Consider the following 15,437-nt stretch of genomic DNA (forward strand, 5'->3'; position numbering starts at 1 on the left):
CACACTCTGTCAATTGCCACCCCAACCCCAACTCCGCCCAGGTCCGCGCGGCTCCAACCACCCCTCGACCGACGAGGCCGGCAAATCCAACGTGCCCCCACTCCTTCCCCTACCCCCTCAACCCTCACTCGATCGGGTGGTGTGGGGATACGGAGCGTCAGTCACCTGATCGAGCGGCTACGGAAGTGTTCGGTTCCGGTCGATGCCATGGGGGTCAACTTGCAGGTCCCCAACCAGGTTAGGAAAACCGTGTCCGGAAACCGCACGCGCGGACTCCTGCGTGCCGCCGCCCTGCTCGCCGTCGGTACCACTCCGCTGCTCGCGTCCGCCGCGAGTGCCGCCGAGGCCCCCACCGACATCGTGGACGGCAAGATCGGCAATGCCCCCGAGGTCGTGGACGCCGCCAAGCCCGCCACCGACCTGCTCAACGGTCAGGCGGTGAAGCTGCCCGCACCACTGCCCGCGCCACTGCCCGGCAGCGCGCCGGAGGTCCGGGCGCCGCAGGTGGCGGCACCCGCCGGCATCAAGGCCCCGGCCACGCCGGAACTGCCGGCGGTGGGCGACGCGCTCGCGCCGCAGGCCCGTGCCCTGCCCGCGGCCCCGGCGGTGCCGGGGTTGCAGCCGCCCGTCGCGGGCGCCGAGCAGTTGCCCGCCCTCCCGGAGCTGGGCCAGTTGCCGGTGCAGGCGCCGACGCTCGGCTAGGTCGTCGATGCTCGGCTTGGTCGACGACGCTCGGCTAGGTCGCCGACCGACGCTCGGCTAGGTCGTGGACGTGGGCGGGCGGGACAGCTGAGGGTCCCGCTCGCCCATCTCCTGCACCAACAACGCCACGTACAGCGAGAGCACCGACTCCGGGTCCTCCAACGACACCCCGAGCACCTGCTCGATCCGGCTCAACTGCTGGTAGTACGCCGTCCGCGAGAGGTGCGCGGCGGCTGCGGCGGCGGACTTGTTGCCGCCGTGTTCGCAGTAGCACCGCAGCAGCTCCAGCAGCCGAGTGCCCTGGGCGGCGTCCCGCGACAGCAGCGGCCCCAGCTCGCGGTCGGCTAAAGCCAGCACCCGCTCGTCGTCGCGCAGCAGGTGCAGCAGACCGCGCAGCCGCACGTCTTCCAGCCGGTGGTACAGCCGGGTTCCCGGTGACCGCAGTGCCGCGCCCGCGACGTGCGCCGCCTCGCCCAACGACCGCCGCACGTCCGGCAGCGTGGTCACGGTCGTGCCGACGGCCATCACCACGGGCAGCCCGTGCGGCGTCGCCGCCGCCCTCCGGTGCACCTCCCGCGCCAGCCGCCGCAGCACACCGTCCAACCCGGCCTGCGGTGGCAGCGACAGCAACGCCCGCACGCTCGTGTCGTCCACGACGCCGACCAGCGCGGGCACCGTCACCCGTCGAGCCGCCAACGCCGTCGCCTCGGCGAGGTCCCGCAGCACCTCCTGCGAGGCCAACGCCTGCGCGGGCGCGGTCGCCGTGCCGGGCCGGATCGCCACCCCGACCAGCTGCCGCCGTTCCAGCGGCACGCCGAGCGCCGCAGCCCGTGCCGGCAGGTCGTGCGGTGGCTGCCCGAGCAGCTGGGTGAGCAGCGTCCGGTGGGTCTGCCGTTCCAGCGATTCGCGGTCCCGCGCCACCAACCGGTGCACGGCCAACGCCGACGCGGCGCGTTCGGCCACCACGACGTGCCGGTGCGGCGGCGCTTCCGGCGTGAGCAGCACCAGCCGCCCCCAGTCCGCGCCACGCGCGCCGACCACCGTGACCAGCCACCCGGCCTGCTCGTGGTACGCGGTCCGCTCGGACACGACCACCGCACGTGACCGCTGCCCCCAGTCGGCGAGCAGCGCGGTCGGGTCCTGCCCGGCCGCGTCGTAGGCCAGCACCTCGTGCCCCAACGTCTCCAGCACCACCGGCAGCCCGGCGGTCCGGGCCACCTCGCGCAGCACCTCGGCGGGCTCGGCCCCGGCCACGGTCAACGCGGTGAACGCCTCGTGCACCTGCTCGGCCGCCCGCAGCTCGGCCAGCTGCGCGTCCACGATCAGCGCCACCACGGCCTCGGTCACCGACACGAACCGGGTCTCCCGCGCCAACGTGACCAGCGGCAGCTCGTGGTGCTCGGCGGCGGCCACCAGTGCGCCCGGCACCTCGTCGCTCCACCGCCGCACCAGCTCCACGACCAGCCCGGACGCGCTGACGGACGCCAGGTCGGCGACGTACTGCCGCAACGCCTCCGGGTCGTCGGGCAGCGCGATGCCGGTGGTCAGCACCAGCTCGCCGCCGCGCAGCAGGTGCGCGATGTCGGCGACCTCGGCGACGTGCACCCACCGCACCCGACGTCCCATCCCGGACGCGCCCGCGACCACGGCGGGCTTGCCGCGCCGGACCACCGGCAGGGCGAGCGCTTCGGCGACCGTGGGGTACATGGACACAACGTAATGCCTGGAGCCCGAAAGGGGTACAGGTTGTCCATGGCGGCCCACCGCACCGCCGACCAGACTCATCCGGAGGGACCTACGACCGGAGGACGCGATGGGACACGAGGAGTTGCTGGCCCGGCACCGCGCGGTGATGCCCGACTGGATCGCCCTCTACTACGACCAGCCGATCGAGCTGGCGAGCGCGAGCGGACGCCGCGTCACGGACCGTGAAGGCCGCACCTACCTGGACTTCTTCGCGGGCATCCTGACCAACGCGATCGGCTACGACGTGGCCGAAATCTCCGACGCGATCCGGTCCCAGCTCGACACCGGCGTGCTGCACAGCTCCACGCTCTACCTGATCCGCTCGCAGGTCGAGCTGGCCGAGAAGATCGCCGAGCTGTCCGGCATCCCGGACGCCAAGGTGTTCTTCACCAACTCCGGCACCGAGGCCAACGAGACGGCGCTCATGCTGGCCACCCAGTTCCGCCGCAGCGACCAGGTCCTCGCGCTGCGCAACTCCTACCACGGCCGCGCGTTCGCCACCGTCGCGATCACCGGCAACCGCGGCTGGTCGGCGTCCTCCCTCAGCCCGGTGAAGGTCAGCTTCGTGCAGGGCGGCTACCGGTACCGCAGCCCGTTCAAGGACCTCTCCGACGCCGACTACGTCAAGGCGTGCGTGGCGGACCTGCGCGAGGTGATCGAGACGACGACCGCGGGCGACGTGGCGTGCATGATCGCCGAGCCGATCCAGGGCGTCGGCGGGTTCTCGTCGCCGCCGGACGGGATGTTCGGCGCGTTCAAGGAAGTGCTGGACGAGTACGGCATCCTGTTCATCTCGGACGAGGTGCAGACCGGTTGGGGCCGCACCGGTGAGCACTTCTGGGGCATCCAGGCGCACGGCGTCACGCCGGACGCGATGACGTTCGCGAAGGGCCTCGGCAACGGTCTGGCGATCGGCGGCGTGGTCGCGCGCGGTGACCTGATGGACTGCATCACGGCCAACTCGCTGTCCACGTTCGGCGGCAACCCGATCGCCACTACGGGCGCCCTGGCCACCCTGAACTACCTGCTCGACCACGACCTCCAGGCCAACGCCGCGAAGCTCGGCGCCCGGCTCGTCGACGGGCTGCGCGAGATCGCGGCGAACCGGCCCGCGGTGGGCGACGTGCGCGGCAAGGGCCTGATGATCGGCGTCGAACTGGTCGGCGCGGACGGCGCGCCGGACCCGGCGAAGGCGGTCGCGGTGCTGGAGGGCGCGCGGGAACGCGGGCTGCTGGTGGGCAAGGGCGGTCTGTACGGCAACGTCATCCGGATCGCGCCCCCGATGACGTTGACCGAGGACGAGGTCGAAGAGGCGCTGGGCATCCTGAAGGACGTGCTGTGAGCATCTCACCCGGAAAGATCACCCACCGGATCAACGGAAAGCCGTGGAACGGCGACAGCGCGCGCTCCGGCGACGTGTACGACCCGGCGACGGGGCAGGTGGCCGCACGGGTCGACTTCGCCGACGAGTCCACTGTGGACGAGGCGGTGGCGGCGGCCCGGTCGGCGGCGGCGTCGTGGCGCAACGCGTCGCTGGCGCAGCGCTCCACCGTGATGTTCGCGTTCCGCGAGCTGCTGAACGCCCGCAAGGGTGAGCTGGCCGCGATCGTCACCGCCGAGCACGGCAAGGTCTTGTCGGACGCGGCGGGGGAGGTGCAGCGCGCGCTGGAGGCCGTGGAGTTCGCGTGCGGCATCCCGCACCTGCTCAAGGGCGGGTTCAGCGAGAACGCGTCCACCAAGGTCGACGTGTACTCGATCCAGCAGCCGCTGGGCGTGGTCGGTGTGATCTCGCCGTTCAACTTCCCCGCGATGGTGCCGCTGTGGTTCGTGCCCAACGCGATCGCGTGCGGCAACGCGGTGGTGCTCAAGCCGTCGGAGAAGGACCCGTCGGCGGCGAACTTCATCGCGGAGCTGTTCGCCGAGGCCGGGTTGCCGGACGGTGTGCTGAACGTCGTGCACGGCGACAAGGTGGCGGTCGACCGGATCCTCGAACACCCGGACGTGAAGGCGGTGTCGTTCGTGGGGTCGACGCCGATCGCGCGGTACGTCTACGAGACCGGCACCCGGCACGGCAAGCGCGTGCAGGCGTTGGGCGGCGCGAAGAACCACATGGTGGTGCTGCCGGACGCGGACCTGGACCTGGCGGCGGACGCGGCGGTGTCGGCCGGGTTCGGCTCGGCGGGCGAGCGGTGCATGGCCATCTCGGTCGTGGTCGCGGTGGACCCGGTCGGCGACGAGCTGGTGTCGAAGATCGTCGACCGCATACAGAAGCTGCACGTCGGTGACGGCCGCCGTCCGGGCTGCGAGATGGGCCCGCTCGTGACGGGCGCGCACCGCGATCGTGTGCTGTCTTATGTAGACAATGGACCGGCCGAAGGCGCTTCGTTGGTCGTAGACGGTCGATCTCATGCAATCGACGGTGCCACCGAGGGGTTCTGGCTCGGGCCGACCCTGTTCGACCACGTCGGCACGGACATGTCGATCTACCGGGACGAGATCTTCGGGCCGGTGCTGTCGGTGCTGCGGGTGTCGACGTACGACGACGCGCTGGACCTGGTCAACGCCAACCCCTACGGCAACGGCACCGCGATCTTCACCAACGACGGCGGCGCGGCGCGGCGGTTCCAGAACGAGGTCGAGGTCGGCATGGTGGGCGTGAACGTGCCCATCCCGGTGCCGGTCGCGTACTACTCGTTCGGCGGGTGGAAGGACTCGCTGTTCGGCGACTCGCACGCGTACGGCCCCGAGGGCGTGCACTTCTTCACCCGCACGAAGGTGATCACCGGCCGGTGGCTGGACCCGTCGCACGGCGGCGTCAACCTCGGCTTCCCCCAGAACACGTGAGTCCGCGGAACACATGAGTCCGCGGAACACGTGAGCCGGAGCCGAGGGCCGGGCCGATCGCCCGGCCCTCGGCTACGGGGTGACCGCTACTTCGCCTGGGCCGCCAGCGCCTGGGGAAGTGGGTCGTACCGGCTGAACCGGCGCGTGTAGGTGCCGGTGCCCGAGGTCAGCGAGCGGAGTTCCACCGCGTACCGGAGCAGTTCCGTGGCGGGCACCTCGGCGCGGATCACCGTGTAGCCGGCGGTGTCCGCCTCGGTGCCGAGCACTCGACCTCGCCGGCCGGACAGGTCGCCGAGCACGGTGCCCAGGTGTTCGTCCGGCAGCCGCACGATCACCTCGTCCACCGGTTCGAGCAGCACGGTCTTGCCGTTGGCGGCGGCGTCCTTCAACGCCAGCGCACCGGCCGTCTGGAACGCGGCGTCCGACGAGTCCACCGAGTGCGCCTTGCCGTCGACGAGCGTCACGCGGATGTCCACCACCGGGTGACCGCCGTGGAGACCGCGTTCGAGCTGGGCCCGCACGCCCTTCTCGACGCTCGGGATGAACTGGTTGGGGATCGCGCCGCCGACGATCCGGTCCACGAACTCGAAGCCGGACCCGCGCGGCAGGGGGTCGACCACGATGTCGCACACCGCGTACTGGCCGTGCCCGCCGGACTGCTTCACGTGCCGCCCGTGGCCCTTGGCCTGGCTCGCGAACGTCTCGCGCAACGCCACCCGCACCGGCTCCGTGTCGACCTCCGCGCCACCCGCGCGCAACCGGGCCAGCACGACGTCCGCGTGCGCCTCGCCCATGCACCACAGCACCAGCTGGTGGGTCTCGGCGTTGCGCTCCAACCGCAGCGTCGGGTCTCCCGCCACCAGTTTGCCCAGGTTGCGGGCCAGGTTGTCCTCGTCGCTGCGGCTGCGCGGCACCACGGCGACCGGCAGCAGCGGTTCCGGCATCTCCCACGGCGCCATCAGCAGCGGCTTCTCCGGCGCGGACACCGTGTCGCCGGTCTCGGCGGAGCCGAGCTTGGTCAGCGCGCACAGGTCGCCCGCCACGCAGTACGGCACCTCGCGCAGGTTCGCGCCCAACGGCGAGTAGACGTGCGCCACCCGTTCGTCGACGTCGTGGTCCTCGTGGCCGCGGTCGGCCATGCCGTGGCCGGACACGTGCACCGGCCGTTCCGGGCGCAGCGTTCCGGAGAACACGCGGACCAGCGACACCCGGCCCACGTACGAGTCGACGGCGGTGCGCACGACCTCGGCCACCAGCGGGCCGTCCGGGTCGGCCTCGATGCGCGGGTGCGGTATGCCGTCCACGCCGGTCACGTCGGGCAGCGGGTGTTCCAGGGGAGAGGGGAACGCGCGGGCGATGCCGTCGAGCAGTTCGGGCAGGCCGAGGCCGGTCATCGCGCACACCGGCATCACCGGGTGGAACGAGCCGCGTGCGACCGCCGTCTCCAGGTCCTCGATGAGCGTCGCCTGGTCGATGTCCTCGCCACCGAGGTAGCGGTCCATCAGGGTCTCGTCCTCGCTCTCCGCGATGATCCCCTCGATGAGCGCGTTGCGCTGCTCCTCGTAGCGGGGGTCGTCGGTGGTGAGCAGGTTGACCAGGCCGCCTTCGGCGCCGGGTTCGTCCAGAGAAGGCAGGTAGAGCGGGACAACCCCGGCGCCGAAGGCCGCCTGGCAGGAAGCGATCTCGGTGAGCACGTCGGCGCGCTGGTGGTCGGTGCGCGCGACCACGACCGCGCGCGGCATGCCGACCATCGCGCACTCCTCCCACAACGCCACCGTGGTGGCGTCCACCCCTTCCGCCGCGCTGACCACGAACAGCGCCGCGTCCGCCGCGCGCAGGCCGGCCCGCAGCTCGCCGACGAAGTCCGCGTAACCGGGTGTGTCGATCAGGTTGATCTTGATGTCTCCGTGTCGGACCGGCGCCACCGCGAGACCGACCGACCGCTGCTGGCGGACCGCGGCGGGGTCGTGGTCGCACACCGTGTTGCCCTCGGTGACCGATCCGGCTCGGGTCAGCACGCCGGTGCTGGCGAGCAGGGCCTCGGCGAGCGTCGTCTTGCCTGAGCCGGACGGGCCGACCAGCACGACGTTGCGGACCTTGGCCGGGTCGTCCACAGCGACCGCGCCTGCCGAGTGGCCGTTGTCCGAGTGTTTGCTACCCATGGGACCACCCTCCACAAGTGTTTAGTGTTCGATCTCACACCCGTGGGGCGCGCGGTACAACCCCAAGCGGTCACAACCGACCCGGCAGGAGGAACCCGGGCGGTGTCCGTCACCAGGTCCGCGGCACCGTGTCGGCCCGTCGGCGGTGGCCGGGTTGTTCGAAGGGGTGGCGTAGGCCACTACCTGCGAAGGGAGTGGAAGTGGACTGCTGATAACGGGCGTGATTGGCATGCTTCGGCGGTCCACGTCGGCCGTACCATGGGTGGTGTTCGAGCACTACTTCGAGAAAGGTTGGTCGTGACCACTTCACCCGACGCCGGCATCCAGGTCACCGGCACTTCCCGCGTCAAGCGGGGCATGGCGGAGATGCTCAAGGGCGGCGTGATCATGGACGTGGTCAACGCCGAGCAGGCCAAGATCGCCGAGGATGCGGGCGCGGTGGCCGTCATGGCGCTGGAGCGGGTCCCCGCCGACATCCGCGCGCAGGGCGGCGTGTCCCGGATGAGCGACCCGGACATGATCGACGGCATCATCTCCGCGGTGTCCATCCCGGTGATGGCCAAGGCCCGCATCGGCCACTTCGTCGAGGCGCAGGTGCTCCAGTCGCTCGGCGTGGACTACATCGACGAGTCCGAGGTGCTGACCCCGGCGGACTACGCCAACCACATCGACAAGTGGCAGTTCACCGTGCCGTTCGTGTGCGGCGCGACCAACCTGGGCGAGGCGCTGCGCCGCATCACCGAGGGTGCGGCGATGATCCGCTCCAAGGGCGAGGCCGGCACCGGCGACGTCTCGAACGCCACCACGCACATGCGCAAGATCCGTGCCGAGCTCCTGCGGTTGCAGAACCTGCCGACCGACGAGCTGTACGTCGCGGCGAAGGAACTCCAGGCGCCGTACGAGCTGGTCCGCGAGGTGGCGGAGGCGGGCAAGCTGCCGGTCGTCCTGTTCACCGCGGGCGGCATCGCCACCCCCGCCGACGCGGCGATGATGATGCAGCTCGGCGCGGAGGGCGTGTTCGTCGGTTCGGGCATCTTCAAGTCCGGCAACCCGGCGCAGCGCGCGGAGGCGATCGTGAAGGCGACGACCTTCTACGACGACCCGGACGTGATCGCGAAGGTCTCGCGCGGCCTGGGTGAGGCGATGGTCGGCATCAACGTCGACGAGATCCCGGAGCCCCACCGCCTGGCCGAGCGCGGCTGGTAAGCCACGACGCTCTGTGACGACTGCGGCCCGCCGGACCTCCGGCGGGCCGCAGTCGTCCGGTCAGGAGACCGGGTAGACCTCGAAATGCGCCTGGTGGCCGTTTGAGCCGGCCATTCGCTTGTCGCACGTGATGAGCGGAACGCCCAGTTGCTCCGCGAGTGCCACGTAGAACGAGTCGAACGCGGACAAGCTATGGCGGATGGCCCACGCCCGTTCAACCACCGCTCGATGGGTGAAGCGCGTAATCGGAGCCTCCTGCACGTTCTGCATCACCGTCTGCGCCTGCTCGGCCGTCAGGGTGCCGTTCAGATGCAGGTGTCGTAGGACTTTGAACGCTTCGGCGTCGATCAGTTCCGGGGCCGCGATCGTTCCGGTCAACATCCGTTGCGCGAGCTTGGTGTTCGGCTTCGGATTGACCAGAAACTCGATGAGCGCCGAGTTGTCGACAACGGCGGTGAAGCTCATTCGTCTTCCTCTCGGGCTTCCCGGACAGCGTGCTGGAGCGTTTCCCCGTCGATGCTCCACGGACGGGGCCAGCTCCGCTGGTAGATCTCGGACATGGTCGGTCGGCCGGCCATCTCGATGAATGCGTTGCGCAGGTAGGCGGTCAGTGACATGCCTTCGGCGTTCGCACGGGCCTGGAGGGTGTCGACCACGTCGGCGGGCACGTCGCGGATGTGGACCGGCTTGGTGTCGCGCTCGCTCATGTCTTCGACTATAGGTGGGCGGTTGCGGTCTGCATGCAAGATCTATTCGGTCGAGTGGAGGCCGGACTGGATCGCTCGAACGTGCGTTCTAGACGTGTTCCGAGACCAGCAGGGCGGTGGTGGCGGGTTCCAGGGCTTGGGCCGTGTGCGGGACGTCGCCGGGGTACATCAGGTAGTCGCCCGGTCCCAGTTCGATCGGCTCGTCCCTCGGGCCCGCGAGCATGCGGCCGGTGCTGACGATCAGGTGTTCCACGGTTCCGGGCATGTGCGGTTCGGACTCGCGGGCCGCGCCTGGTTCCAGTTGGAGCATGTAGATGTCGCGCCGGGCGCCCGGTGGGCAGGACGCCAGCAAAGTCGCGGTGTAGTGGGCGCGTTCCGAGTAGATCGCCGGGCCCTCGCCCTTGCGGATCACCCGGACGCGCGGTGTCGGCGGGTCGACCAGGCGTGAGATCGGCACGCCCAACGCCACCGCGAGCGCCCACAGGGTCTCCACGCTGGGGTTTCCGCTGGCCGACTCCAGCTGGGACAGGGTCGACTTCGCGATCCCGGCCCGCTTCGCCAGTTCGCTCAACGACAGCCCGACGCGTTCGCGTTCCCGGCGCAGCGACGCGGCGATCACCTCGAGCGGGGCGCCTGTGTTCGACATAACGGTCCAATCGTTCGGCTTGACGAACAGCCCTCGACTGTTCATTTTAGAAGACGATGCGTTCGATATGGCGAACCCTGGATCCCGAGCTGCTGCGTGACGTCTCCGCGGTGGCCGCCGGCGCCGCGGTCAGCGGCGCTTCCTTCGGGGCGATCTCCACCGGCGCGGGCCTGCCGTGGTGGTTGCCCGTGGTGATGTCGCTGCTCGTCTTCGCGGGCGGCTCGCAGTTCATGGCGGTCGGGGTGGTCGCGGCCGGTGGCAGTCCGGCCGCCGCCGTGCTCGCCGGGCTCCTGCTCAACGCCCGGCACCTGCCGTTCGGCCTCGCGGTCGGCGACGTGCTGGGCAAGGGCCTGCTGCAACGGCTCGTCGGCAGCCACCTGCTGGTCGACGAGACCACCGCCTTCGCGCTGGCCCAGAGCGACCCGCGCAGGGCCAAGGCCGCCTACTGGTCGTGCGGCATCGCGCTGTTCGTCGCCTGGAACGTCGCGGTGGTCGCGGGCGCGCTGATCGGCCGGAACATCGGCGACCCGAACGCCTTCGGCCTGGACGCGGCGTTCCCCGCCGCACTCCTCGCCCTCCTGCTGCCCGCCCTCAAGGACAAGGCCACCCGGCACGCCGCCCTGCTCGGCGCGGCCGTCGCGCTCGCCGCCACACCGTTCCTGCCCGCAGGCGTCCCGGTGCTGTTCACGCTGGTCGGCCTGCTGATCACCGCACGACAGGAGCCGAACGCGTGAACTTGACCGCCGTCCTGGTCCTCGCCGTCGGTACCTACGCGTTCCGCCTCGCCGGACCGCTGCTGCGCGACCGCGTCCGGCTCTCCGGCCGGGTCGAGCTGATGATGTCCACCTCGGCGACGATCCTGCTGTTCGCCCTGGTCGCGACGGCCACGCTCACCAAGGGCCAGGGGTTCGCGGGCCTCGCGCTGCCGATCGGCGTGCTGGTCGGCGGGGTGGCGGCGTGGCGGAAGGCGCCGTTCGTGGTGGTGGTCGTGCTGGCCGCCGCGACGACCGCCGCCCTGCGGTTCGCGGGCCTGTCCTAGACCTTGAACACGGCCTAGGACTCCGCGTCATCCGGCAGGTACGACACGTTCAGCAGCACGATCCGCCGGGCGCTGATCGCGGTCGCGCCGACGTCGGGCAGCACCGAGGTCTCGGTCTTCTCCGGAGCGCGGTAGGTGATCGGGCCGGTCAACGTCAGCTCGCGATCGGCGACGTCCTCGGCGGCCCGGCTGAACGACAGCAGCCGACCGGCCACGTACGACCCGTCGTCCAGCACGCAGCCGACGAACACCTTGGCGTCCGGGTGCGCGGTGAACAGCAGCGTCCACGCCGAGACGCCCGACTCGTGCTCCTTGCCCCGCCGGCCACCGGCCGCGAACGCCACCAGCGTCGCCACCGCCAACAGCCCGACGCCCCAGCTCAGCAGCTGCGCGTAGTGCTCGACGGCGTACCGCTGTGGTTCCCGCACGAGCGCGCCCACGTCCGGCGTCCACGACGGGAACACGATCCGCAGCACCGCGAACAGCGCGAGCACCGCACCGTTGGCCGCCACGCTCACCAGCGCCACGGTGGTGGTCTCCCGGAACGCCGACAGCGTCCGCCCGGACCGCACCCGCTCCCGCCGCAACGTGAACGCGAAACCCGGCGCGAGCAGGACCAGGAACAGCACCAGTCCCAGCAAACTGGTCGGCACCGGTTCTCCCTCCCCACGCGCTACGGGCTCGCGTAGCGTAATCGTGACGACACATTCGTATGGGAGGTACGCGGTGTCCGCCCACGACGACCCCGACCAGACGCCACCCCACGGGATTCGGGCACAAGGCTTTCCAGCACGAGTCGGGGAACCGCCGGGTGGCCAGTTCGTCCACCCGCACGCCGCAGAACCCGAACTGGCGAGGGGGATCGGCCTCGAAGGCCGAGCCGGCGGTGACCGCTACCGGACCGACGCGGACGACGCGGGCCCGTGGAGCGTCGCGCCCCCGGTGATCGACGGAGCCGAGTCGCTGCCGTCGCCGATCCCGCGACCACCCGCACCGAAGCCGCAGGTCGAATCGGAGCCCGAAGCGCGCAAGCGTTCGCTCTGGGACAGGATCGTGCGCCGCGACCCGTGACCGGCTAGAGGTATTCGGCCAGCCGGTTCGCGAGCCGACGGCGGTCGTGCGTCACGCCGAACTCCGGCTCGGGGCTGCCCGGCTTGCCCGCCAACACGTCGTCCACGAACCGCGCCACCGCGTCCGGCGGCGGTACCAGCGGCAGGCCGAGGTGCGCGATGACGAGCGGCTTCTCGGTCGGATCGGTCTCCACCGCGATCGACCAGCCGCGCTGCTCGGTCCACAGCAGCATCAGGTCACGTCCCGGCCCCTCCAGGCCCAGGTAGGCGGTGGCGGTGTCGCTGACCTCGAACTCGGTGCCCTCGGGGGGAACGCCGACCTCCTCGGCCACCGCCCGCACGTACCTGGCCAGACCGAGGCTGATGTGCGCGCTGTCATCCATAGCACCCATTCTGGACCTTTCAGGTGACGATCGGTGCCGTGAGCCACGTCTCGGGGATGCCGAACGCGTCCACGAGGGTCCGCGCGTGCGGCCGCAACCGCCCGCACAACTCGTTCACCGCCTGCGACACGGCCTTCGACCGCTGCGGCGAGAGCCGCCCGTGTTCCAGGAACCACGCCCGGTCCGCCTCGATCGCGCTCAACGCGTACAGGTCGCACACCTGGTTCAACAACGCCGTCGTCTCCGGGTCGTCGCACCGGTCCACCGCCGCCACGAACGCCTCCAGCACCACCCGGTCCACGTGCACCCGCGCGGCGTGCAGCACGTGGTCCTGCGCGGCGTTGAACACGTCGAACGCGTTGTCCCGCGACGCACGCCGCAGCCGCCGCGCCAGCCCTTCCAGCACGTGCTTCTCGCGGTCCTCGAACTGCCGCACCTGCCAGCCCCGGTCCAGCAGGGCGTCCGAACTGCCCGACACCAGCCGGTCGATGATCGCCCGTGCCGCCGTCCGCTCGATCACCACGCCCACCGCCTGGTCGGCCACGAACCGCACCATGCCCCACGGGTCCAGGTCGCCGACGTGGTCGCGGTAGCTGGTCAGCAGGCCCTTCGCGACCAGTTGCAGCAGCACGGTGTTGTCGCCCTCGAACGTGGTGAACACGTCGGTGTCCGCCTTGAGCCCGGCGATCAGGTTCTCCGACAGGTACCCGGCGCCGCCGCACGCCTCCCGGCACGTCTGGATCGTGCGCGTGGCGTGCCAGGTGGCCACCGCCTTCAACCCGGCCGCCCGCGACTCCAGCTGCCGCTGCTGCCGGTCGTCCGCCACGTCGTGCAGCGCGGACACCAGCTCCTGCTGCGCGAAGTGCAGCGCGTACGAGGTGGCCAACGCGGGCAGCAGCCGCCGCTGGTGGGCCAGGTAGTCGAGCACGACGACCTCGTCACCGGTGTCGGGCCGGGTGAACTGCCGCCGCGTGTCGCCGTACCGGATGGCCAGCGCCAACGCCCTCTTGGTCGCGCTGCCCGCACCGCCCGCCACGCTGATCCGGCCGCGCACCAACGTGCCGAGCATGGTGAAGAACCGGCGGCCCTCGCCCTCGACGGGGCTGGAGTACGTGCCGTCCGGCGCGACGTCGCCGTACCGGTTGAGCAGGTTCGCCCGGGGCACGCGCACGTGGTCGAACGACAGTCGCCCGTTGTCCACGCCGTTCAGGCCCGCCTTCGGCCCGCAGTCCTCGATCCGCACGCCCGGCATCGGCGCGCCCTGCTCGTCCCGGATCGGCACCAGCACCGCGTGCACGCCGTGCCCCGCGCCTCCCGCCACCAGCTGCGCGAACACCACGGCCATCCGCCCGTCACGGGCCGCGTTGCCGATGTAGTCCTTGCGCGCCGACGCGTCCGGCGTGTGCACGACGAATTCCTCAGTGGACGGATCGTAGGTCGCCGTGGTGCGCAGGTTCTGCACGTCCGACCCGTGCCCGGTCTCCGTCATCGCGAAGCAGCCCGGCAGTTCCAGGCTCATGATCGCGCGCAGGTACCGGTCGTGGTGAGTGGTCGTGCCCAACGCCTGCACCGCGCCGCCGAACAGCCCCCACTGCACGCCCGCCTTGACCATCAGCGACAGGTCGCCGAACCCCAGCACCTCGAACGCCACCACCGAGCCGCCCACGTCGTCCCGGCCGCCGTACTCGGCGGGGAACCCGATCAGCGGGTGCCCGCCCTCGGCCAGCGCGCGCATCTGCTCCAGCACCCAGGCCCGGTACTCCTCGCGACCCAGGTCAGGCGGTGGTTCCAGGTCGCCGAGCAGGTCCAGCGAACTGCGGCGCAGCGACCCCCAACGGCCGTCGAGCAGTTCGCGCAACGCTTCCGTCTGATTGCGTGCTCCGCCGGCGGCCGTCTGATTGCCTGCTCCACCGGCGGTCGTCTGGTCGTCGGCTTTGCCGATGGTCGTCTGGTTGCCGGCTCCGCCGGAGGTGATCCCCATGCCCCTTGCTAACACACGTTCACGACACGGGCTCGACAACGACCCCGTCCCGGTCGGCCCGCCGCTGACCCCAGTCGTAGAGGACCTGCAGCGCCGGGGCGAGTTCAGCGGCCTCCGCCGTGAGCCGGTACGTCACCGCGGGCGGCGAGCCGCCGTCGGAGGTGCGTTCGACCAGCCCTGCGGCCTCCAGCTCGCGCAGCCTGGTGGTCAGCACCTTCTCGCTGACGCCCGGCATCCGTCGGCGCAGGCGGCCGTAGCGGTGCGGGCCTTCCTTCCGGCGTGCCGCCGTGCACCTGGCCGCCGCGCCCGAGCGCCACGACTTCGAGCTGACCCGCGGCGACGAGGACCACGTCGTCCGCCTCACCTGGGCGTCCGACCCCGAGGGGTTCCGCGCCGGGCCGCACTTCGCGCCGTTCACCGCCGGGTTGGCGGACTTCGCCGCGTACGCGGGGGAACCGCGACGGCACGAGCGCGTGGACATCGGCAGGCCGACGCCCACGCTCTACGAGTGGGCGGGTGGCGCGGAGGCGTTCCAGAAGCTGTTCCACGCCTTCTACCTGCGCGTGCCGGAGGACGAACTGCTGGCGCCGCTGTTCGCCGGCATGGACCCCGAGCACGCGCACCACGTCGCGGACTGGCTCGGAGAGGTCTTCGGCGGACCGCGGGCGTACTCGACGACGCGCGGCGGGCACCGGGGGATGGTGGGCAAGCACGTCGGCAAGGGCATCACCGAGCAGCAGCGCAAGCGCTGGGTGGCGCTCCTGCTCGACACGGCGGACGACGTCGGCCCGCCGGACGACCCGGAGTTCCGCTCGGCGTTCGTCGGCTACCTGGAGTGGGGCACCCGGATGGCGGTCGTCTTCTCCAGCCCCGGCACCCAGCCGAACCCGGCCGAGCCCATGCCGACGTGGGACTGGGGCAACGTGCGCCCCTGGCAGGGGTAGCTCCACG

General features: G+C 71.2%; 17 protein-coding genes. 8 read left to right on the forward strand and 9 right to left on the reverse strand.

Going from position 1 to position 15,437, the window contains the following annotated elements:
* Positions 1-249 precede the first annotated feature (249 nt).
* Positions 250-702, forward strand: coding sequence for a hypothetical protein (locus tag FM051_RS07295; RefSeq protein ID WP_158842016.1), 453 nt, complete (start codon positions 250-252; stop codon positions 700-702).
* A 57-nt stretch (positions 703-759) separates the two neighbouring features.
* Here the strand turns inward: FM051_RS07295 and FM051_RS07300 are convergent, their stop codons facing one another.
* Positions 760-2,409, reverse strand: a complete 1,650-nt coding sequence (locus FM051_RS07300; RefSeq protein ID WP_158842017.1) for a PucR family transcriptional regulator — start codon at positions 2,407-2,409, stop codon at positions 760-762.
* 106 nt (positions 2,410-2,515) lie between these two features.
* On the opposite strand from FM051_RS07300, the gene FM051_RS07305 reads away from it, so the two are divergent.
* Together FM051_RS07305 and FM051_RS07310 are read left to right on the forward strand one after the other, a co-directional pair.
* Positions 2,516-3,790, forward strand: coding sequence for an aspartate aminotransferase family protein (locus FM051_RS07305; protein ID WP_158842019.1), 1,275 nt, complete (start codon positions 2,516-2,518; stop codon positions 3,788-3,790).
* Complete coding sequence (locus tag FM051_RS07310; RefSeq protein WP_238412205.1) at positions 3,787-5,292, forward strand: CoA-acylating methylmalonate-semialdehyde dehydrogenase; 1,506 nt, start codon at positions 3,787-3,789, stop codon at positions 5,290-5,292. Before FM051_RS07305 ends, FM051_RS07310 begins: the two co-directional genes overlap by 4 nt.
* A gap of 86 nt (positions 5,293-5,378) precedes the next feature.
* Here FM051_RS07310 and FM051_RS07315 read toward each other — a convergent pair whose 3' ends face one another.
* A complete protein-coding gene (locus tag FM051_RS07315) occupies positions 5,379-7,454 on the reverse strand; it encodes an elongation factor G-like protein EF-G2 (protein WP_158842021.1) in 2,076 nt (691 codons plus the stop codon).
* Positions 7,455-7,751: 297 nt separating this feature from the next.
* Here FM051_RS07315 and pdxS point away from each other — a divergent pair, with 297 nt between their 5' ends.
* Positions 7,752-8,660, forward strand: a complete 909-nt coding sequence (pdxS, locus tag FM051_RS07320) for a pyridoxal 5'-phosphate synthase lyase subunit PdxS (RefSeq protein WP_274383502.1) — start codon at positions 7,752-7,754, stop codon at positions 8,658-8,660.
* Between the two features lie 60 nt (positions 8,661-8,720).
* On the opposite strand, the gene FM051_RS07325 is transcribed toward pdxS, so the two are convergent.
* The 3 genes from FM051_RS07325 to FM051_RS07335 form a co-directional block, all read right to left on the reverse strand.
* Positions 8,721-9,125 (reverse strand): type II toxin-antitoxin system VapC family toxin, encoded by a 405-nt coding sequence (locus FM051_RS07325; RefSeq protein ID WP_158842025.1) that lies wholly within the window; start codon positions 9,123-9,125, stop codon positions 8,721-8,723.
* Positions 9,122-9,367, reverse strand: a complete 246-nt coding sequence (locus FM051_RS07330; protein ID WP_158842027.1) for an antitoxin — start codon at positions 9,365-9,367, stop codon at positions 9,122-9,124. Before FM051_RS07330 ends, FM051_RS07325 begins: the two co-directional genes overlap by 4 nt.
* 88 nt (positions 9,368-9,455) lie before the next feature.
* Positions 9,456-10,013, reverse strand: coding sequence for a helix-turn-helix domain-containing protein (locus tag FM051_RS07335; RefSeq protein ID WP_158842029.1), 558 nt, complete (start codon positions 10,011-10,013; stop codon positions 9,456-9,458).
* A gap of 56 nt (positions 10,014-10,069) precedes the next feature.
* On the opposite strand from FM051_RS07335, the gene FM051_RS07340 reads away from it, so the two are divergent.
* Positions 10,070-10,747 carry an AzlC family ABC transporter permease gene (locus tag FM051_RS07340; protein ID WP_158842031.1) on the forward strand — a complete coding sequence of 226 codons (678 nt, stop codon included), beginning with the start codon at positions 10,070-10,072 and terminating at the stop codon, positions 10,745-10,747.
* Positions 10,744-11,052: an AzlD domain-containing protein gene (locus FM051_RS07345; protein WP_158842033.1), complete on the forward strand. Its 309-nt coding sequence runs from the start codon at positions 10,744-10,746 to the stop codon at positions 11,050-11,052. Before FM051_RS07340 ends, FM051_RS07345 begins: the two co-directional genes overlap by 4 nt.
* Positions 11,053-11,066: 14 nt before the next feature.
* Here the strand turns inward: FM051_RS07345 and FM051_RS07350 are convergent, their stop codons facing one another.
* Entirely contained in the window at positions 11,067-11,705 is a 639-nt protein-coding gene (locus FM051_RS07350) for a DUF6338 family protein (RefSeq protein WP_158842035.1), read from the reverse strand.
* 73 nt (positions 11,706-11,778) lie between these two features.
* Between FM051_RS07350 and FM051_RS07355 the strand changes: the two genes are divergently transcribed.
* A complete protein-coding gene (locus FM051_RS07355) occupies positions 11,779-12,123 on the forward strand; it encodes a hypothetical protein (RefSeq protein ID WP_158842037.1) in 345 nt (114 codons plus the stop codon).
* 4 nt (positions 12,124-12,127) lie between these two features.
* Here the strand turns inward: FM051_RS07355 and FM051_RS07360 are convergent, their stop codons facing one another.
* The 3 genes from FM051_RS07360 to FM051_RS53935 are packed head-to-tail and all read right to left on the reverse strand — an operon-like array spanning position 12,128 to position 14,721.
* Complete coding sequence (locus FM051_RS07360; RefSeq protein ID WP_238412206.1) at positions 12,128-12,505, reverse strand: DUF6292 family protein; 378 nt, start codon at positions 12,503-12,505, stop codon at positions 12,128-12,130.
* Between the two features lie 19 nt (positions 12,506-12,524).
* Positions 12,525-14,486 (reverse strand): acyl-CoA dehydrogenase family protein, encoded by a 1,962-nt coding sequence (locus tag FM051_RS07365; RefSeq protein ID WP_158842041.1) that lies wholly within the window; start codon positions 14,484-14,486, stop codon positions 12,525-12,527.
* Between the two features lie 19 nt (positions 14,487-14,505).
* On the reverse strand, positions 14,506-14,721 hold the full coding sequence (locus FM051_RS53935; protein ID WP_158842043.1) for a winged helix-turn-helix transcriptional regulator: 216 nt from the start codon (positions 14,719-14,721) through the stop codon (positions 14,506-14,508).
* 52 nt (positions 14,722-14,773) lie between these two features.
* Between FM051_RS53935 and FM051_RS07375 the strand changes: the two genes are divergently transcribed.
* Positions 14,774-15,430, forward strand: coding sequence for a group II truncated hemoglobin (locus tag FM051_RS07375; protein WP_158842045.1), 657 nt, complete (start codon positions 14,774-14,776; stop codon positions 15,428-15,430).
* The last annotated feature ends 7 nt before the right edge of the window (positions 15,431-15,437 follow it).

The sequence above is a fragment of the Saccharothrix deserti genome, from assembly GCF_009769385.1.
In the GTDB taxonomy this organism is placed as follows: domain Bacteria; phylum Actinomycetota; class Actinomycetes; order Mycobacteriales; family Pseudonocardiaceae; genus Actinosynnema; species Actinosynnema deserti.